The following is a 19,164-nucleotide window of genomic DNA, read 5'->3' on the forward strand; positions in this document are numbered from 1 at the left end:
ATTCATTCTCCTTTGTTCCTCAGATGGATAATAAGCTCTACTTTTAAGCCGCCGTATTGGCTTCGAGAGACGAACAAGCCGCTCCCCGCGCCATATATGAGTTCCAGCCGATTGCTGACATTAATTAATCCCGTCTTTTCAACTTGCTTCGTTTTCACCTCTAGCTGCTCCTGCAGCTGCTCCATTTTGTCGTCGGTTAACAATTGACCGTTGTCTTCGACGGTGATGCGAACCGTCTCGTCCTCATAGCTAGCGCCGATATAGACAACACCCTGATTCGTGCCATCTTCAAAAGCATGATCAAACACATTTTCAACGATTGGTTGAATGATGAGCCTAGGCACGTAAACGGTATGCAGCCGATCGGATATGTCCGTATATTCATACGAGATCCGATTAGAGAAGCGGATGCATTGGATTTCGCAATAATCAAGCGCATGCTGGAACTCTTTGTCCAAGAGCACTTCATCTGAGCCGCTTCTTGTAATGTATTGATAGTAGCTTCCAAGCTTCTGAGAGAGCTCCGCCGCGCTGTCCGAATCGCCTACTTTACACATCATATAAATATTAAAGAAGCTGTTATACAGAAAATGCGGATTGATCTGAGACTGCAGCTGCTTCAGCTCCGAGTGCTGCAGCGCGATTTTTTGCTCGTAATTTTCCTCTATCGAGGTTTTCAATCTGTGCGCCATCCGGTTAAAGCTTTGAAATAAATAATGAAATTCATCCTTGGTCTTGGATTCAATGACTAAGTTTAAATTGTCGGTTTCGATCATTCGAAATGCCTTGCGTAAATTGGATAACGGACGGTGGATCATGACATTTACCGATAAGGAATACAGTACCAGTATGAGAATTGTAATGCCGAACAAGAAGTAATACAACGTATAAAACTGGCTGAGCGGCCTAGTAATTTCATTCTGATTCACATACATAATTAACGACAGATTTAAAGAACTGACAAAATTATGCGTAATAAAATAATTAATGCCGTCCACCTTTTTAATACCCGAGACGCTCTCCACATGATCGCTTTGTTCATGAACCAGCTGCTGCTCAATCTTGCTCGCATGCTCGTTTTGTGACGTGGATAAAATGCTTCCCAGCCCCTCGCTCCCTAGCAAAACCTCGGATTCCTGATACAAGGTGGCAATTTGATTCAGCTCTTCGAGCAGCTTTGTTTGGGAAATCTCAATGTATGACCAAATATTGTTCAACGACTCAATAAAGAAAATCCGATCGCCGACCCTGTAAAAGGAAGGTTTTTCAGTGCTCTCCAATAGCGATGATATGAGCTTATATTCCTCATTCGGAGTATCCGTAACGCCGGTCATGCTCGAAATGGTTTTGCCGACTGACGCAACATAAGTACCTGCGTTAACGACGTAATCACTGGCGTTCAGGATTGGATTTAACCGATCCCTCACTTGTTCGATTAATTTGACCTCATCATATTTCGCCAGGCTTCTTCCTCTGAAGCTTAGCTTCTGTAAATCGTCGCCATTTAGAAACTGCAATTGCTGGTTGCGGATAAAATACATTTCTTTATCCAATTGCTTAGCATAAAACGACGCCCCTGCAGCGGCTGAATCCAATATCGTATTTTTCGAAAAAGACATCCCTTTGTAATTCACCAAAATGTTCATCGTAATGAGCGGAACAAGAAACACGATAAATACGATGACTATTTTCTGGTAAACGAACCACTTTGCTTTGCCGGCAGCCTGCAATTTCATATGAAACCTCCATCAACATCTTAATTTGACCGAATTTCCCCATTTAGGTTGATCAGGAGAATGTAAACGCTTACTGTTTAGTTGGAAATACTCTAGTTAGTTTCTTCTAGAAGAAGGGCATCCCCTTTTTTAAGCTTTCATTTTTGTTTGAAGCATGGAGATATTAATCAAATACCACAGTCAAATCTATTAAACTATGAATATAGTAAATGAACTTATCAAAAGGAGGCGATCGGAATGGGATATTGTAAATGCAATCATAAAGAGAAACAAAAAGATGTAAAAGTCGTGTTTGTGAAGCCTGGTCAAAAAGTTCTTATTATCGGTAAAAAACATCAGCGCTCATGTAAACATTATTTCTAATTTCTTAGGGTGCTTGCTCATGCGAGCTCTCCTACATACTTGTATATGCATGATAAGATGAGCTGTATTATTTGTTATAAACGCTTTATTACTATAAAAGGTTTATCACAAAAAAACCACCCCTAAGGGTGGCTAACACTCTGTATGCCTTACGAAGCAACCTCTCATTCTACATTAACTTAATACCCTTTAAGCTCCAAAGCTATTTCCAGATTGCTGGCTAACAGCAGATGAAAGAAGCTTTTTCCCCATTAGCCATACTGCCAATCCTGTTCCCCATAAAATCAAGGCAGAACCGAGACCAACAATGGACATATACGCAAGAATCTGATGATCCCCAGCGGTCAGCGTTTCAGGAGCGAACAGCCACGTGCCTACCGCAAGCAAGCAAAGCAAAGAGCCCGTTATGTAATACAGTTTAACTCGAAATAAGGGCGCCAGCGGAAAAAAATGAACGCCAACTATAATGGCAATAAGTATGGGAATCAGTTCACTGTGATTCATCATATTGCATATGGCAACCGCTATAAAAATGGCGACGCCCTCAGCCGCGAATATGAGGTTAAACGTCTTCTTGTTTGGTTTGCCGAAGCCGGAATCTGACTTTGAACCTTGATTCGCTAGCTTTTTTGAAGCACGTATAAGTGCTCCTGCTCCAACCAACAAGGAGACGCCAATCGCCACCGCTATAATCAACAACCATGCCGTTCCCCAGCCTTGCAAGCCCATAACGCCCGTATACGCCCATAACGTGCCGAACAAAGCCATGAAGATAACGCCCGAAGCCGTCCCTCTTATAGCCGCTCCAGGAACCGTGTTTGATCCATTGCTCATTTTAAAATGATTCCCCTTTCATTTCAGCATTTTGATCTTGTTTATTTTCAGAAAATCTTTTTCATGCAAATGCTATCATCACTATTTACATACGGCTCATAATTTTCAATTCGTTCAAATCCGAATTTATAATAGAGTGCAACGGCTTCAGGATTGTTCGTGCCGGTTTCCAATATCGCGCCTGCTTTCCCTTCTTCCAGCGCCCATGCTTCAAGCTCCAATAAGATGGCTTTGGCGATGCCCATTCCCCTATTTTCTGCCATGACGAACATTCTTTTTATTTCAATTACGCTTTCATTCTCGGTGACTCTATAGCAGCCGCATCCAGCGGCATTGCCATCATCGTAAGCAACGATTACATTTGCGTCTAATTTAACGTGATTGAAGGCGACGAAATTTTGTTGTGTATCCGGGTATCGAATCCACAAATCTTTATCCAGCAATTCGATTAAACGGCAAAAATCCGGATCATTTGAAGTCGTTCTTTTTAAGCTAATCATACAAACCTCCGTTGCATTACTTGTTATCGATTCTTTTCCTAATCAAAATATGACCATAAATATTCGGCACAAACGAAACATAAGCGTCACAATTAACGCGAAAATAGCTCGTTCGAGTCATTATAGGATTGTGCCCTTTCCTCCTATAATGATGAGAAGATATTTAGAATCGAAAGGAGACTAAATCATATGCTTTATTGGTTTATTTTAGGCGGGTTATTTTTAGCTGGCGGGGCCTACGTGATGCTGAATGGAGCAAAGCTGGTCCAAGAAGATAATAGACTGCAGGACAAGGCGGCACATTCCTATTCAACTGGGATGCAAGAGAATTCACCCACATGACAACTAAGAAAATAAGCCCCTTTCTTATCGCGGTTATTGTACTGCTCATTGCGTTGGCTGCTTACTTATTTTATACGCTTCAAAGCAGCGGCAGCAAGCTTCCGATCGTCAAAGAGGCACCTGATTTCACGCTGCAAGAGCTAGACGGCTCCAATTTTGAGCTCAAAGACAATCAAGGCAAAGTTATGCTTATCGAGTTCATGTTCACGAGCTGTCCCGACATTTGCCCGGTTACCACGTATAACATGGTGCTGCTTCAGGATGAATTAAAAAAGCAAGGCAGCTTTGGCAGCAAGGTGCAGTTTGCCTCCGTCACCTTTGACCCCAATACGGATACGCCTGACGTTTTGCGATCATACGGACAGCGTATGGGAATCGATCAAGCGGGCTGGAAGCTGCTGCGTGGAGACGAAGCTTATACGATCGAGACGGCCAAACAATATGGAATCGCTATTCAAAAGCTAGACGATGGCCAGTTCGTTCATACGGTTACTTCCCTCATGCTCGTCGATGCCAAGCAGCAAATTCGCAAGGTTTATCGCATGGGTGACGAAATGGACAACTCGCTTGTTTTAAAAGATATTAACACCCTTTTAAAAGAAAAATAATATTCATCAATGTAGCAAGCTCATAGCCAATTAGAGCCGTCCAACCAAGTGAATCAAGCTTGGGGACGGCTCTTTCCATTCGCCGGATATAGCCGCTGCCAATGTTCAATGATTCGTTACAATTGTCTGTCCTTTTAGCCCTATCGAGCCATATTACGAATACGACTTAAAGGGCATAATAATCCAATATCCTTTTTTCAAAGCTAAGGTCCAGCATAGTTTGTGAATTACATCACAAAATTCGAAAGGTAGTGAAGGCATGAATTCGAGCAAAAATAATCGTTCCAGTCGGCAGGAGCGAAAATTGATAATGTTATGCGCGGTCGTAGCGCTGCTCATGCTGTTATCGATCATTCGCAAGTTCATGGGTTAAGGTCAATTGCCATAATGAAACCCTATCCATTAAATCTTCGAAGGAGTGAATGTCATGCTTTTAAACGGATATGATCCCGTTATTTTCAGCCGTATTCTAACCTCTTTGACTTTGGGCTTTCATATCATCTATGCAACGATCGGTGTCGGCGTCCCGCTGATGATTGCGCTGGCTGAATGGATCGGCATTAGGCGAAACGACTTTCATTACCTGCTTCTCGCTCGGCGCTGGGCGCGCGGATTCGTCATCACCGTTGCAGTCGGCGTGGTAACAGGGACTGCGATTGGGCTTCAGCTAAGCTTGTTATGGCCAAGCTTTATGAGAGTAGCGGGGCAATCGATCTCATTGCCGCTATTTCTTGAAACTTTCGCTTTCTTCTTCGAGGCGATCTTTCTTGGGATCTATCTCTATACATGGGATCGCTTCAAAAATCGGATGACGCATTTCTGGCTGTTGATTCCCGTCGTCATAGGCTCATCCGCATCTGCTTTTTTCATCACTATCGTAAATGCGTTTATGAATTATCCAGTTGGCTTCACTTTAACCAATGGCGAAATAACGGATGTGAATCCGATTGCAGCCATGCTAAGTCCAGCAATGCCAACTAAAGTAGCCCACGTCCTCTCCTCTGCCTACTTGACCTGTGCATTCGTACTGGCAGCAATCACGGCTTGGTCGCTCCTTAAAGGAAAAAACCATGTTTATTATAAGAAGGCTTTGAAGCTTACTATGGTTTGCGCTTTTGTATTCATGGTATCCACGGCGCTTATCGGTGATTTATCGGGCAAATATCTCGCCAAATACCAGCCGGAGAAGCTTGCTGCAACGGAATGGCATTTCGAAACGATGGGCAAAGCGCCGCTTGTGCTCGGGGGCGTGCTTACCGAAGACAATGAGGTTCGTTTTGGACTTAAAATCCCCTATGGGCTTAGCATCCTTGCCCATAGCAATCCCTTTGCGGAGGTGATCGGGCTAAATGAATTCCCGGAGGACGAACGGCCCCCGCTTTGGATTCATTATCTATTTGATATCAAAATGGGCTACGTCGGCTATATGGTGCTCGTCTCCCTTATCTTCCTCGTGGAGATGATCCGAAAAAAAGGAAATACGTACCGTCGCTGGCTATTACGCGCGATTATGCTAGCAGCGCCAATTGCGATACTTACGATTGAGCATGGCTGGATTTTCTCCGAGGTAGGAAGGCAGCCTTGGATTCTGCGCGGCATTATGCGTACAACGGAAGGCGCAACCACATCCAATCATGTTGATTTAATGCTTTTGCTATTTGCATTGTTATACCTTGTGCTAGGGGTTTCCTCGGTTCGGGTGCTGCTTAAAATGTTCCGAAACAATCAAGCCGAGGATGAAATAGCTAATTTTGAAAAGGAGGCTTCCGCTAAACGATGAGCTACGAGGTCATTGGCATTACCGTGCTTTGGACATTTCTGTTCGGTTATCTCATCATTGCTTCTATTGACTTCGGTGCCGGTTTTTTCAGCTACTACAGCTCGATTACAGGAACGAGACATTTGATTCACTCGATCATCGACCGTTATCTCTCTCCGGTGTGGGAGGTTACGAACGTTTTCCTCGTTTTCTTTTTTGTCGGGTTTATCGGCTTTTTTCCGGATACGGCCTATTATTACGGGACTGCCTTGCTCATTCCGGGCAGTGTTGCGATTGTGCTGCTTGCCATTCGCGGCGCTTATTATGCTTTTAACCATTACGGCTCACGCAGCAGAAAAATATATACGCTCATGTACGGCGCAAGCGGCCTGCTTATTCCTGCAGCCTTATCCACCGTACTGACGATATCGGAAGGCGGATATATCGAGGTAACGAAGGAAGGCAAAGTCATATTTCTAGTCCGTGAGCTGTTTACCAGCAGCTACTCATGGTCAGTCGTTTTGCTCGCGCTCGTCAGCGTACTCTATATTTCGGCTATGTTTCTAAGCTTTTATGCCCATAAAGCGGGAGACGCCCCGGCATTCCAGATCGTTCGGAAGTATGCGCTTGTGTGGAGCTTGCCGACAATATTGAGCAGCCTTCTCGTCTTTTTTGCCATACATGGCCATAACCTTGAGCATTTCGAGAAAATGATGGACCGAGCGTGGATGTTCGGGCTCTCCTTTCTGTTTTTTATGCTTGCTGTCTATTTCGTTTGGAAAAAGCAGAGGCTCGGCTTATCGTTCATCTTCGTTATTTTGCAATTTGCTTTCGCGTTTTATGGATACGGCTCTGCGCATTTGCCTTACATTCTGTATCCTTATTTGACCATACACGACAATTTCACAAATGAATCGATGGCCATTGCGCTTATCACTGCTTTTGTGCTCGGTCTGCTGCTCTTGATTCCTTCACTCTACCTGCTGATGAGACTGTTTCTATTTAACACCAATTACGTCAAAGGCAAATGAAAACTCAAAATGAAGGCTGGTGTTACGCATGGAGTTTTTCTTAATTATGATTGCCCCGCTGTTAATCGTAGGCATGGCGATAGCATTCCTTTTCCTATGGGGCGCCAAAGGCCAAACGTCACCCAAGAAATAAGGTGCAGCAATAAGCTAACTGGAAGTATAGTCGAAAAAGGAAATTAAAAATAAATCTCGAATATCTAATGTAATCGGATAGCTAAAAACGTGATGACAGACAGGAGTTAGATGCCATGATAAAAGGTTTCGGAGGAATATTTTGGAGAACTAACAATCTTGAAGTTACAAAGAAATGGTACAGTGAAGCGTTGAAGATTGAAATCGGAAATTGGAATGGGACGATCATAAAACCCCAATTAGGAAATGAGACTATCTTTTCTTTCTTTACCGAGAATGACCGTTATTTTCCGACAGAACAACAAGTGATGTTAAATTTCCAAGTGCATAATCTAGACGAGACTATTCAGCATCTTGAGCATATTGGTGTACCTCTTGCAAAGAAACAAGAGATCAGTGAATATGGAAAGTTTATTTGGATTGAAGATCCTGACGGTCGACTGGTCGAGCTCTGGGAGAAGTAACGCGTTGAAATTCAATTGCTATTTAGGTAACGGGAAACGTTTGTTCAATAAAGACAGCGGCGGGCCAAGACTTTATTTTTCAAGTCTTGGTCCTCCGCTGTTTCATTTTTACGATCAGTTATGCTCCGCAAGCCATGTAGCTAGACTTTGTATTTCTTCAGCCGAAATGCTTTTTCCGAATTTCGGCATACCCTTGCGGCCATTCGAGACGATTTCGATTATTTCATCCTCCGTTAGTCTGGCTCCAACCTTCTGCAAGTTCGGGCCGGCTCTTCCCTGCAGCTCGTTGCCATGGCAAGAAATACACATTTTCTTGTATAGCGCCTCCCCTTCGCTGCTCTCCACGCTCTCGCCTTCACCTTTGCCGCTAGCCGGCTTATCGCTGGTCGTTGCCTCCCCGCAAGCGGAGAGCAATAATACAAACGAAATAACAGATAATGCCGAAACATATTTTAATTTACGCATAATCAAATAACCTCCTACCGTTAATAATATCCTCGTTCATAAGCATATCTGGCAAGCTGGACCCGGTTTTCCAAATGCAGCTTTTGCAAAATGTTTTTCAAATGATTTTTGACCGTATGCTCAGAAATAATCAGCTCCGCAGCGATATCCCGGTTCAACATCCCACTTGCAACCAACGATAAAATTTCTTTCTCTCTTGCGGTTAATGGGGATTCCTCAACCTTTGGTTTTTCGATTCGGGAAAATTCGCTTAAAAGGCGCTGGGCAAGCTCCTGCGACATCGGCGCCTCGTCAAATGCGACCGCTCTTAAATATTCCAGCCATGCGCTCGGATTCAAGTTTTTGAGCAAATATCCTTGCGCTCCCTTCTTAAGGGCCTCAAACAGATGACTTATATTATCGGACACCGTTACCATCACGATTTTCACATAAGGGAACTTTGATTTGATTTCCTTCGTTGCTTCCAGACCGCCCTTGTTCTTCATGTTAATGTCCATTAAAATCATATCCGGCATAACCTGCTCCGTCCAAAAAATAGCTTCCTCGCCGTTTTGCGCTTCTCCTACGATTTCAAACAAGGAATCTCCGCTAAGAATTTCCTTCATGCCTTCTCTCGCATGGGGATGGTCATCTACGATTAGGACACGTACCGATTGTTGGTTCATCGCTGCTCCACCTGCCTTTTCTTTAAGACTGACAGTGTTGTTCTGCCCGATTCTCTTCTCAAATCCAGCTCCCAGCCCAGTTCAAACGTTTTTTCCTTTAAAAATTTCAAACCATAGCTGCCTTCCTTCAACAAAGGATTGCCGGCAAACCCTAAGCCGTTATCCGTAATCACGCATCGCCAGCCCGCTTCCCTCGTCTCTAAACGAATACGAATATGATTCGCTTCTTCCGCATGTTTTCTAATATTACGCAAGCCTTCTCTAAGAAACTCGTACAAGCCTAACTTTTCTTTCACGGTCAAATCAATCTCTGTTATTGGCCATTTGTACTCGACTTTCACCTTTGAATCCAGATGCATCTCATTGATAAGATCGCTGATTGAATTTTCCCCAGGCACGGTTACGGCTTCTGGCGGATATTTTAAATGAGCAATCGATTGGCGCACATATTCATTCACTTCAAGCACGGTTTTCTTTATGGAAAGCAGCTGTTCATTTTGTTCCTTGTTTTGGTTAACCTGATCTAGCTTGACAGAGACTAAAAATAAGGACTGCGCAATGCCATCATGCAGCTCCTTAGCAAGATTTTCACGCTCCTGCAGCGCCGCCTGCAGCTGCTTCGAATGCTGCAGCTCTGCTTGAATCGTTTCCAAAATAGCAAAAAGCTTTGTTAAGAGGAGCAATGTGATTAGAAACACAATTAACGGCGACAGCCAATTGCCAGCGTCCATGGATAGATAGGGAAGCAGGTATTCATGCCGGACGAACTCCCAAATCCAGATCGTTAATGTTGGGATAATAAGAATTAACCATTTGATTTGTTTATACAGCTCCAATAGCCTCCTTTGCGAATCGATGACATTCTTCGCTTGCGCTAAAGCTATTGTCTCTTATTCCCCCATGATCGCACATGACTCGTTAGAGCTACTTGATAAATAATGCTCCTTAACAAGGCTCAAATGTCACAAATCATCCACTGGTGCAGATAAACAAAAAAACCACCCCGCGGGGTGGCCAACATTTTTCAGCATCATGTTTAATAGCCTATAAGCTTAATTTCATGCCCTCGTGGCTGGAAACAAATCCTAATCGGTCATAAAATCGATGGGCATCGCTGCGTTTTTTATCCGTGGTTAATTGGACGAGTCCACAGCCGCTTTCCTTTGCGATATCGATAGCGTAGCGAAAAAGAGCTTCTCCAATACCTTTACTCCGATATTGCTTATCCACACGAACTCCCTCAATTTGAGCTCTTTTCATTCCGAGTCGAGCAAGTCCCGGTATGAAGGTAAGCTGCAGGCAGCCAATGACCTCTTCGTTTTCTACGGCAACTACAATCGAATTTCCATCCTGCTTTTGGATTTCCGAGAAAGCATCTATGTAAGCTTGCGGCAATGGCAATTCATATTGTTCCCGGCTTACTCCCAGCTCATCATCAACCAATAAACGCACAATTCCTTCAAGATCATTAATTGTAGCAGTTCTAATGTTCAAACGTATCGCACCTCTTCGCATTTCATAATATTCATTAGCATTTGACTGGCAGAGCCGATTCACAGCTAGTACAAAGTTCATTTCGTAAAAGCGTGGGCAGTAACTCCATTTTACCAGAGTACGGTTTCTTTTTGTTCACTTTCAGATTAACAGTATTGATTATATCGTACTATGGAAATCCGCTCGCTGTGAAAAAAAAGAAAGGTCTCGAAAGGTCATTGCAGACCTTTCGAGACCGATCGATACACCTTGCATTATTGCAGAATCGTCCTTGCAATAAACGCTAGATCAGCAATATCAATGATACCGTCGTTGTTAACATCTGATTTTTTGATCAAATGCCAATCCGGGCTCGTCGAATTTTTGCCGTAGCTGGCCGCTACAATGGCGAGATCGCCAATGGTCACTTTTCCATCTACGTTAATATCTCCCGACACGGCAGGATTGACCGCATTTTTAAAGGTTTGCAGCGCTTGATTAAGAATGCTCACAGCTTGATCAATTGCGGCTTGGCTAGTTGCGCTGTCCGATACCGCTTTGGCTGCATCGATCGCCGCTTGCATCGTTGCTTTGGAACCGAGAGGGTATTGTCCCGGCGCACTGCCTTCTGCCGCGGCATCCACAGCAGCCTGTGCTTGAGCAATTAACGCATTTAATGCTTCTTTGTTCAAATCAACAGTGCCAGTGACTCGAACGTTATACGTGACAGGAGCGAGTGGCGTCTCCACGCCCGCAGCATTCGCAATTAACGCTTTCGTGAGTGTAACACTTGTTTTCGCTGTCTCTTTGAGCGCCTTCCAGTTAAGTTTAATCAGATCCCCATCGGTCGTAACGGCGTTATCTTCCCCTTGGCTTGCCACTAGCATACGTACTTGGCCAGGGACATCCGTATTGAATTCAACGACCATAAGACCTTCCTTTAACGATTGGGCTGAAACAAATTCCAACTTATCGGAATCATAGTTGAATATTAGATCCTGGGCAAAAATAGCGTCATCCGCGCCCGCCGATACATGGGTTAGTCCATAGTTCACTTCGACGTTGCCGCCAAGCTGAACTTGAGCTGAACCTGTTAGCGTACCTGCTAAATCGCCTTCGACAGGAGAAGTTTGATTTGGAACATCCGCTTTATACATCGTCACAAAGTCCAAATTCAGATCGCCTATACTATCCGAATCAATACGGTAGCTGATCACATTTTTGCCCGCTTCTAGATCCAATCGCTCGGAACCTGTAAACCATTCATCCCAGCTGATTGCCGTTTTATCCGGTGCGATTGTTTTTACATGCTTGCCATTTACATAAACATTGATTTTGGCTCTCGCAGGCAGCTGCGTAGTAGGATTATTTGTGGATTCCCCGTCCACTTGTACACCATAAGCATATCTCACGCCTACGATATAATCGCCTGCTTCCTCTGCATTTACAACAAAGCTTGCTTCAGTACCTGCTTTTTTGGGCAAGTGAATATAGCCTGTTCCTTGGTAATTTTTATGGCTATTGTCTTTTGTAATCTCACCATATAGAATAGCATCCTCTGCTTGATACATGTCCCCAAGTCCCAAGTCGCCGGAAGGCAGCTGCTGCCATTCATAAGGAGAAACCGGCTGGCCGAAATGTGGCGTTCCATCGGCATTCCAGCCTATTTTCTTAACATTGACTTGGCGCCACCAGTTACGTCCCGTATCTTGATAGACACGAGAATGATAAATCATCCAGTCTTCCTTGCCGTCAGCCGATTTGACAAAACCTGCTCTCGCTGGACCAGATACATCGCCGGTTGCAACGAACACATCATTTGTGCGAGTCCACGAGCTTGGATTCAAGAAGTCCCCGTCCGTATTCGTAAAATATGATAATCGATAACCGTCGGAAGCATAGTCGCCTTCTGACATCGTAATAAATACTTTTCCGTCTCTTTGCAGAACGCGCGGACCTTCCCCGCCGCCACCCGGCAAAAACGAGCGGTCTGCCGTAATCGTATACGGGTTATCCATTGGTGCGATTGCGGGTCCAATGGGCTCCCCGGAGCCTAAGGTGCCCCATACCGCATACAGCTTCCCTTTATTTTCAAATACCGTAAAATCGTTTGCTTGTTTATACACGCCGTTTTCGCCTGCATATAATGCGCCTTTATCCACGTATGCCCCTTGCGGGTCAGCGGTTACGGATTCTAATACGGTAGCCATATGCTGATAGCCAAATTCTTTTAAGTCAGCGCAGTAATAAATATACCATTTGCCATCGAAGAAAAAGATTTCCGGTGCGAATATACGAGTTTGGTCACCTTTTGAATCATAGACCATGACCTTCTCGCCCTGATCGATCAGCGTCCTTGATTTCGATACATAAACTTTATTGTTAGAGTCTAAGTTGCTAGAGGACACGAAGTAATAAAAGCCGTCTTTATACGTTACAAAAGGGTCCTGCCCTTGATATAACGGGTTGTTAAATTTATCAGATATAGTCGAGCTCGTAACACCCATCTCTTTCATAAAATCGGAGCGTGCAATAGACAAGCTTTCAATCGCTTCTATTAATAATTGCACCTTTTCCCGATCGCTTATTTCTTTGCCGTCAATCGTGCCAAGCAATTCTTCCGCAATCGTTTTTGCCCCGTTCAAGCTATTTAATGCGCTTTCATTAACTTTGTCGGCAAAATTTCCAGTTAAATAATCGATCTTTTGAATTTCTGCTGTCAAATCGCCTTTTTTAGTTGTAATCAAACGGTCTGGCGGCAAATAAAGGGCTGATTCCGGTACGACTTCTCTGCTCTGGCTTGCGCTCTCCCATTCCATACGAAGCCATGTGCCTCCCCAGCCTTGTAAATATTCGACTTTAATATCGTAATGCTTGCCTGCTTCCAAAGAAACGGGAACGCTCACTTGCGGCTTTTCCCATGTTTGCTGCCAAAAGTCAATGATCAACTCGCCATTAACCCAAAGCCTGAATCCGTCATCGCCTACCATATGGAAAGTATAGTCTTCTGTATATTGGGGTACGATCGTTCCTGTAAAACGTGCCGTATTATAGTCGGGCGATCCAGTCAGTTGGTTGAAAATGCTTCCAAAGGAATCACCATTTAAATTAGCGACCGCTCTGTCCCCCCGAAAATCGTCAAAGGTAAATACCGAAATATCTTCACGATTATTAGGGTTTTTTACACATTTAAAAAATTCGCCTAACAATCCATGACCATCCATATTAGGATCAGCGGCATGGGCATTCGTAGGCAGGTTAATCATGCCTGCAAATAAGATGATGGCCATGAATATTCCTAAAATCTTTTTCATCGTTGTTCCTCCTAATCACTCATGTTCTATCGGTAAAACGCTTATGTATCACTGTTTTTTTCCTTATACGATTTCCTCCTTATTTAACTGTGTGCCTAAAGCTTATCACCTTTTTAAAATTATATATTTGTAATATCCCGACCTTTTTTACGATTTTCTATCCTTTTTTTCAAGCAAAAAAAGAACAGAGACTTTAACGTCCTGTTCATCATGATATAAGCTCATTCTATAGGCTAGCGCTCTGTCCCTTTATATTTGCCGGTATTCATTAAATGGATATCCACATGAATGTCACCTATCGAACCATCGGTCAAAAAAAACGGATTCGCACGGGACAAACGATGAAACTCGGAAGGATCGGAACGATACAGCGACTCCCGAAGCCGGAAAGGATCGCATTTAACCTTAATCGCTTTGAGATGAGTGGTTATAATCTCCTTGCGAATCGTTTCAATTGCTTGCCGCTTCAATTGATCCATTGGAACATCCTGCAGCAGCTCAATCACGTAACCCTTGGCATCCACTTCTATATTAAATTTAACATCTCCTTTGATGCTTGCCGGTTGAATGACCATTTTAGGAGTCATACACATAATGACGGCTGCTGGCGACCCATTAACGTCCACTTGAAGCGGCATTCGCTCCAGCTTTACTTCTGCCCACCTCATTCCTTGCAAATCTTTCTCGGACATCCATCCAATCATTTTATTTTTTTGAAAAAAATAGCCGCCGGATAAGTTGAACAGCGGCTTAGCCTTTTGATCCTCGGTCCAATCTTTGGCATCAATATCGATGGATGGGATCAAGCCCGGTTCGCCCGGTTCATTCAAATTTGCAATGATGCGATTGCCTGTCACCGGCATAATGATCGAGTATGGTGAATCAGACTGCATCGCCGTGAACATAATCGTAGAAAGCGGCGATAAATTCAGCAGCGATTTTTGCGTTAAGATTTCCGGAAGCTCCCGTTTTGTACCATAGATCAAAATGTTGTACCGCACTTCCCTATACCGATTAATTGCGCTGTAAACGGAGGTGACCCCTTTTTTGAGGACAGCTTCCGTCATGACCACCGCATTTACATGCCCCCAAAATACATGCAGCTGGGATGTTCTGCTGATATCCGTTAGCGCCAGTGCCAGCGTATCTCCCTTGCCCTTGCCGACCCAGATCGGAACCGGTTTGCCAATATTGACTTGCTCGCTATGGGAGATATTCGCAAAATTCAAAATTTGAGCGTAAGCGATCCATTTCCCTTTATCAAAGTCAACGCCGATTGCCGTCGCATAGGCCATATTTTGAATTTCCGGCGTCTTCGAGCAGCCATTTAAAATAAGAATGCTGGACAAAAGGATAGCCAAAGTCCGGAACACCTTCATTCCGTATCCTCCTTCTTCCTATCGCTATCGACCGTATTTAATCCAAGAGGTCTTCTCGATATCAGATCCCATGGCACTCTTAAGAACGAAATGATCATTTCTCTGACTGAAAGCGGTGAGAATGGCGCCAAGTAGCTTACGCCAAACGACTTCAACGAGCCCATGTAACCAACGAGCAAAATCATTCCCAGGATGACACCGTACATGCCCAGAATCGCCGATAAGAAAAAAAAGAACAGTCTCAGAATGCTGACCTGCGTACTTAACGTCTGATTGACCAGCGTCACGCCCGATACCGCCGTAATAGCTCCTACAACCACTACGGATGGGGATACTAGACCTGCGCGAATCGCTGCATCGCCAATAATGAGCCCGCCTATTGAGGTCAGTGTCTGGCCAATTGCGTTCGGAAGCCGTACCCCCGCCTCTCTGAATATTTCAAGCAGCATTAACAGGAGAAACATCTCCATATGCGAAGAGAGCGGAAGCCCAAGCCGGGTAACGGAAATGGTCGCCATCATTTGAAACGGAATCTGATCTTGATGGAATGACATAAGCGCAACCCATATCGCGGGAAGGAAGATAGACAGAAATAGGCTGATGCCCCTAATGATTCGTGAGAAAGAAACGTATGCATAGTTGAAATGAGCGTCCTCCGGCGATTTTAAAATAAAGGTTAATCCCGCTGGCGCAATTAGCACCATCGGCAATCCATCTACAACAAGTACCACTCTGCCCGATAACAAGCTTTGAACGGCATAATCCGGCCTTCCCGTAAAATCCATAATGGGCAATAGCTTGAATTTGGAATCGGACAACATTTCCTCCAAATGGCTGATGCTGAATACCCCATCAATATCGATCTTATTTAGGCGGCTGCGCACCTCGTTCAAAATGGCGGGATTAATGATGTCATAAAAATAGAGAATGCCGATCTGCGTCTTTGTTCTCCTTCCCAAAGTAACATTCTCGACATGGAGCGAAGTACTGCGAAGACGTTTGCGGATTAAGGCAATATTGACGGTAATATCTTCAACGAAACCATCTCTTGGTCCCTTGACGGAAATTTCCGTGCTCGATTCATAGGGCTGCCTCGTTGGCCGATCAGCAATGCTCACGTAAGCTACCTTGCTCTCATCTGTAAAAACAAGCAGAAGATTGCCTTGAAAAAGAGACTCCGCTAATGTCTCTGAAGATGCTTCTGCCAATTCCGTTATCGAGAGCGCATTCGACAAATGGGCAATCGGATCATTGAACGAGCCTTGTTCCTTAAATAACCGATTCAGCTCCGGTAAAATGACCCTTCCGATATCCGCAGTATTGCTAAGTCCTTCAGCGTATACGATCACGACTACCGCTCTGCCCTCTTCTCCAAACGGGCAAGCCTGAATTTTTACATCGGAAGACCCCGCGAAGAGCGACGTAATGGTCTCTTCATTCCAGCTCTCTGTTTTTGACTTTATTGGTTCAGTCATGTTTTGCCCTCCTCTGGAGCAGATCCTGCGAACAAGGCGATAATCATCCATACGAAAGAAATGGACAACAAGACAACTAACGAAAGAGGCATATAATAATGAACCATCCACAAATAGAAGGAATATTCGTTCACCGGAAATAGCGACAAAATCATGTAGCTTGCCATAATGGCACAAATAGCGATGTAGCGACTGCGCGCTTGACGAAGCGAAAGCAGCTCAACAAATAAAAAAACGGATAAGCTTATCCGGATGATTGCACCGGATAGCCACTGGAAGATCGATAGAAAGTCAAGATGCTCGATAAATTGCCCAATTTTCACTAGTCTCCACTGCTCATAAGGTGATGTCGTCTGATGCGCGGCCTCTAACGGCCCAAATTCTGTGATCGCGCCAATAATCGGACCCAGCGATATCACGATTGAGAAAAGTCCATACAGAAGCAATTGCCACGAACGAACTTTCGACTTCAAATGATGCTGAAGCACGATCAAAGCCAATAATTCCACGAAGCCGGCTCCGGAATAAACCATCCCATCCCAAACGGGTTCCCACCCGTGCTCTAATATTGGCCTCAGAAGCGCATAATCTTTCATCGGTGCATTAAAGGTGCTTACAAATATGCCTAGACAGACGACAATCGGCAGCAATACGCCGGCTACGACGGCTATAACTCTTATGCCCCACAAAGTTATGGCTGTACAAAATAACACCAAAGAAATAACTAACAGCATCTTTGGCGTTGATGGCAAATAATTTGTAATATGCCAAGTAGCGGTATGAACGACCGTCATTCCGCCAATCAAATACATTTGTATGCAAACAGGCAAAATGAGCAGCCAGGAGACAAAAGGTGATGTCCTTCTTGATAACCATTTTTTCCATTCCTGCTGTCCAGTACGGTTCATCAGCCACACTAATAATAGAATCCAAATGAGGAAGAACGCTCCGCTAGCTAAAACCGTAATCCATGAATCCCTCTTTGACGCCGATAAAATCATCGGATTTACGATCACATGGCTGGCTAAACCGTTCATCAAAGCAAACATCATAAATACTTGTACAAAATTAATTTTATTGCTCGAAGATATCAATCTTTATCACATCCATATCTGTACAAAGCATGAGCTGCTACTCTATTTTGGTACTTTTTTCATTTTTCTATTCCGATACTGTTGCTTTAGCTTGGAAACGAGCGAAATGCTTCTTCGCACCTGTTAGTCTGCACAGCAAAAAGAGCTGCTGATAAGCAGCCCTTACGAAATTGATTTGCCGCAGGCTTCACTCCGGTCCGCAGCAGGAATTTGGTGCTTTTAGTGTGATCTTAGCTTTTGAAATGCTGCAAACGCCTGTTTCTGGCAAATGGAGCTTCACGTCGAGCGCGGAGTTGTTGTCTCCGGCTAAATAAGCTGCGATACTCCTAACCTGCTCATATCCCGTTGCTAACAAGAAGGTAGGCGCACGCCCATAGCTCTTGGCCCCAACGATATAAAAATGCTGCTCCGGCTGTCTCAGCTCTGCTTCGCCATGCGGCCTTACCGTACCACAGCTATGAATGTTGGGATCGATGAGTTCAGCTAGCTTAGGAACGCATTCAATCGATGAATCCGCTTCGAACCTAAGCTCTCGAAGGAAAGAAAAATCCGGTCTTGCTCCCGTTGCCGCGATAATCTCATCAAAACCCTTTATCGAAGCATCGGCTTCAACTATATTTAGCTGATTACCTTCTCTCTCCAGAGCGTGGATATGAAACGGGGCATGCACATTCACAGCACCTTCCCGTACGAGCTGAGACGCGCGCATCCCCAGCTCCCCCCTCGCGGAAAATCCATCATTTTCTCCTCCGCCAAACGCTTCCTCAATCGTTTGTTTTCTCAAAATCCAATGGATCTCCGTAGTTGGGTTCGTTAACTTCAAATGATGGAGCAAAAGAACGGTATGGATAGCCGAGTGCCCGCTCCCTACGACAGCTGCGGTTTTGCCGGCGTAACGTGCAGAATGAGCGCCTTTTAAGTCTGGAATTCCATAATAAATAGATGCGTGCAAATCCATCTCCCTATCTGCATAATCACCGCTGACGCCAACCGGATTAGGCGTGCCCCAAGTTCCCGTAGCATCCATAATCGCGGCAGCCTCCAAACGATTCACGGTACTATTGTGCAGATAGACGACTTCGAAAGGCGCTTTTTCGCGGCCTGAGGTTTTCATCTTATCGAAACCTTTTCGGTGAATGGCAATCACGCGCGATTCTGTTTTCATATGAGGCTGCAACCGAGCTAACTCAGATAAAGGCTTTAAATAATGTTCAAACAATTGTTTGCCGGTGGGCAGCTCTTCCGCGGCTGGAGCGCTCCATCCTTCTGCAAGAAGAAGCTCCCTCGCAGCAGAATCGATGTTATATTCCCAAGGCGAGAACATTTGGATATGCCCCCATTCCCGTACGGATGCGCCAACCGATTTCCCCTGTTCCAAAAGAACAAACGGTATTTGTCTTATCGTTAATTGAGCTGCGGCTGCCAGAGCTATTGGCCCGCCTCCGATGATGGCTACCGGTAATTGATTTTTCATATAAATGCCTCCAATGATTTAATTTTATTTGCATATTGCAAGTATTTGTCCAAAAA

The 19,164-nt window shown here is 44.5% G+C and carries 18 protein-coding genes; 6 read left to right on the top strand and 12 right to left on the bottom strand.

The genetic code is table 11. From position 1 onward, the window contains the following. Window positions 1-2: 2 nt before the first annotated feature. From A7975_RS07000 to A7975_RS07010, 3 genes are all read right to left on the bottom strand, one after another. Window positions 3-1,736, bottom strand: a complete 1,734-nt coding sequence (locus A7975_RS07000) for a sensor histidine kinase (protein WP_053376421.1) — start codon at window positions 1,734-1,736, stop codon at window positions 3-5. A 552-nt stretch (window positions 1,737-2,288) separates the two neighbouring features. Continuing rightward, entirely contained in the window at window positions 2,289-2,933 is a 645-nt protein-coding gene (locus tag A7975_RS07005; protein ID WP_053376422.1) for a DUF7010 family protein, read from the bottom strand. Between the two features lie 47 nt (window positions 2,934-2,980). Next, on the bottom strand, window positions 2,981-3,433 hold the full coding sequence (locus A7975_RS07010) for a GNAT family N-acetyltransferase (protein WP_065384599.1): 453 nt from the start codon (window positions 3,431-3,433) through the stop codon (window positions 2,981-2,983). A 189-nt stretch (window positions 3,434-3,622) separates the two neighbouring features. Between A7975_RS07010 and A7975_RS34020 the strand changes: the two genes are divergently transcribed. The 6 genes from A7975_RS34020 (at window position 3,623) to A7975_RS07030 (ending at window position 7,769) form a co-directional block, all read left to right on the top strand. Continuing rightward, the gene (locus A7975_RS34020; RefSeq protein WP_176707674.1) at window positions 3,623-3,775 is read left to right on the top strand and encodes a hypothetical protein; all 153 of its coding nucleotides are present in this window, start codon (window positions 3,623-3,625) and stop codon (window positions 3,773-3,775) included. Further along, window positions 3,772-4,383 (top strand): SCO family protein, encoded by a 612-nt coding sequence (locus A7975_RS07015; RefSeq protein WP_065384600.1) that lies wholly within the window; start codon window positions 3,772-3,774, stop codon window positions 4,381-4,383. Before A7975_RS34020 ends, A7975_RS07015 begins: the two co-directional genes overlap by 4 nt. A 427-nt stretch (window positions 4,384-4,810) precedes the next feature. Further along, window positions 4,811-6,163 (top strand): cytochrome ubiquinol oxidase subunit I, encoded by a 1,353-nt coding sequence (locus A7975_RS07020; RefSeq protein WP_053376425.1) that lies wholly within the window; start codon window positions 4,811-4,813, stop codon window positions 6,161-6,163. Continuing rightward, a complete protein-coding gene (locus A7975_RS07025) occupies window positions 6,160-7,173 on the top strand; it encodes a cytochrome d ubiquinol oxidase subunit II (RefSeq protein ID WP_053376426.1) in 1,014 nt (337 codons plus the stop codon). The genes A7975_RS07020 and A7975_RS07025 overlap by 4 nt, the downstream gene beginning before the upstream one ends. 28 nt (window positions 7,174-7,201) lie before the next feature. Then, window positions 7,202-7,306 carry a cytochrome bd oxidase small subunit CydS family protein gene (gene cydS, locus A7975_RS35620; RefSeq protein WP_442950627.1) on the top strand — a complete coding sequence of 35 codons (105 nt, stop codon included), beginning with the start codon at window positions 7,202-7,204 and terminating at the stop codon, window positions 7,304-7,306. Between the two features lie 115 nt (window positions 7,307-7,421). Continuing rightward, the gene (locus tag A7975_RS07030; protein WP_053376427.1) at window positions 7,422-7,769 is read left to right on the top strand and encodes a VOC family protein; all 348 of its coding nucleotides are present in this window, start codon (window positions 7,422-7,424) and stop codon (window positions 7,767-7,769) included. A 114-nt stretch (window positions 7,770-7,883) separates the two neighbouring features. On the opposite strand, the gene A7975_RS07035 is transcribed toward A7975_RS07030, so the two are convergent. The 9 genes from A7975_RS07035 to A7975_RS07075 form a co-directional block, all read right to left on the bottom strand. Further along, window positions 7,884-8,234 (bottom strand): c-type cytochrome, encoded by a 351-nt coding sequence (locus tag A7975_RS07035; RefSeq protein WP_065384601.1) that lies wholly within the window; start codon window positions 8,232-8,234, stop codon window positions 7,884-7,886. 20 nt (window positions 8,235-8,254) lie between these two features. Beyond that, entirely contained in the window at window positions 8,255-8,899 is a 645-nt protein-coding gene (locus tag A7975_RS07040; RefSeq protein ID WP_053376429.1) for a response regulator, read from the bottom strand. Further along, on the bottom strand, window positions 8,896-9,735 hold the full coding sequence (locus tag A7975_RS07045) for a sensor histidine kinase (RefSeq protein ID WP_255314193.1): 840 nt from the start codon (window positions 9,733-9,735) through the stop codon (window positions 8,896-8,898). Before A7975_RS07045 ends, A7975_RS07040 begins: the two co-directional genes overlap by 4 nt. Window positions 9,736-9,943: 208 nt before the next feature. Continuing rightward, the gene (locus tag A7975_RS07050) at window positions 9,944-10,474 is read right to left on the bottom strand and encodes a GNAT family N-acetyltransferase (RefSeq protein WP_369688903.1); all 531 of its coding nucleotides are present in this window, start codon (window positions 10,472-10,474) and stop codon (window positions 9,944-9,946) included. 173 nt (window positions 10,475-10,647) lie between these two features. After that, the gene (locus tag A7975_RS07055) at window positions 10,648-13,686 is read right to left on the bottom strand and encodes a family 43 glycosylhydrolase (RefSeq protein ID WP_065384603.1); all 3,039 of its coding nucleotides are present in this window, start codon (window positions 13,684-13,686) and stop codon (window positions 10,648-10,650) included. A 233-nt stretch (window positions 13,687-13,919) separates the two neighbouring features. Beyond that, on the bottom strand, window positions 13,920-15,065 hold the full coding sequence (locus A7975_RS07060) for a Ger(x)C family spore germination protein (RefSeq protein WP_065384604.1): 1,146 nt from the start codon (window positions 15,063-15,065) through the stop codon (window positions 13,920-13,922). Then, on the bottom strand, window positions 15,062-16,540 hold the full coding sequence (locus A7975_RS07065; RefSeq protein ID WP_065384605.1) for a spore germination protein: 1,479 nt from the start codon (window positions 16,538-16,540) through the stop codon (window positions 15,062-15,064). The genes A7975_RS07060 and A7975_RS07065 overlap by 4 nt, the downstream gene beginning before the upstream one ends. Next, window positions 16,537-17,634: an endospore germination permease gene (locus tag A7975_RS07070; protein WP_141680213.1), complete on the bottom strand. Its 1,098-nt coding sequence runs from the start codon at window positions 17,632-17,634 to the stop codon at window positions 16,537-16,539. The genes A7975_RS07065 and A7975_RS07070 overlap by 4 nt, the downstream gene beginning before the upstream one ends. Before the next feature lie 187 nt (window positions 17,635-17,821). Further along, complete coding sequence (locus A7975_RS07075; protein ID WP_065384606.1) at window positions 17,822-19,108, bottom strand: NAD(P)-binding domain-containing protein; 1,287 nt, start codon at window positions 19,106-19,108, stop codon at window positions 17,822-17,824. Window positions 19,109-19,164: the final 56 nt, after the last annotated feature.

It is taken from the genome of Bacillus sp. FJAT-26390, assembly GCF_001682865.1.
Classification (GTDB): Bacteria; Bacillota; Bacilli; order Paenibacillales; family Paenibacillaceae; genus Pristimantibacillus.

Bases quoted from the DNA above. Each gene is read 5' to 3' on its own strand.
- A7975_RS07000 (WP_053376421.1), bottom strand. From the start codon at position 1,736: ATGAAATTGCAGGCTGCCGGCAAAGCAAAGTGGTTCGTTTACCAGAAA.
- A7975_RS07005 (WP_053376422.1), bottom strand. From the start codon at position 2,933: ATGAGCAATGGATCAAACACGGTTCCTGGAGCGGCTATAAGAGGGACG.
- A7975_RS07010 (WP_065384599.1), bottom strand. From the start codon at position 3,433: ATGATTAGCTTAAAAAGAACGACTTCAAATGATCCGGATTTTTGCCGT.
- A7975_RS34020 (WP_176707674.1), top strand. From the start codon at position 3,623: ATGCTTTATTGGTTTATTTTAGGCGGGTTATTTTTAGCTGGCGGGGCC.
- A7975_RS07015 (WP_065384600.1), top strand. From the start codon at position 3,772: ATGACAACTAAGAAAATAAGCCCCTTTCTTATCGCGGTTATTGTACTG.
- A7975_RS07020 (WP_053376425.1), top strand. From the start codon at position 4,811: ATGCTTTTAAACGGATATGATCCCGTTATTTTCAGCCGTATTCTAACC.
- A7975_RS07025 (WP_053376426.1), top strand. From the start codon at position 6,160: ATGAGCTACGAGGTCATTGGCATTACCGTGCTTTGGACATTTCTGTTC.
- cydS (WP_442950627.1), top strand. From the start codon at position 7,202: ATGGAGTTTTTCTTAATTATGATTGCCCCGCTGTTAATCGTAGGCATG.
- A7975_RS07030 (WP_053376427.1), top strand. From the start codon at position 7,422: ATGATAAAAGGTTTCGGAGGAATATTTTGGAGAACTAACAATCTTGAA.
- A7975_RS07035 (WP_065384601.1), bottom strand. From the start codon at position 8,234: ATGCGTAAATTAAAATATGTTTCGGCATTATCTGTTATTTCGTTTGTA.
- A7975_RS07040 (WP_053376429.1), bottom strand. From the start codon at position 8,899: ATGAACCAACAATCGGTACGTGTCCTAATCGTAGATGACCATCCCCAT.
- A7975_RS07050 (WP_369688903.1), bottom strand. From the start codon at position 10,474: ATGAACTTTGTACTAGCTGTGAATCGGCTCTGCCAGTCAAATGCTAAT.
- A7975_RS07055 (WP_065384603.1), bottom strand. From the start codon at position 13,686: ATGAAAAAGATTTTAGGAATATTCATGGCCATCATCTTATTTGCAGGC.
- A7975_RS07060 (WP_065384604.1), bottom strand. From the start codon at position 15,065: ATGAAGGTGTTCCGGACTTTGGCTATCCTTTTGTCCAGCATTCTTATT.
- A7975_RS07065 (WP_065384605.1), bottom strand. From the start codon at position 16,540: ATGACTGAACCAATAAAGTCAAAAACAGAGAGCTGGAATGAAGAGACC.
- A7975_RS07075 (WP_065384606.1), bottom strand. From the start codon at position 19,108: ATGAAAAATCAATTACCGGTAGCCATCATCGGAGGCGGGCCAATAGCT.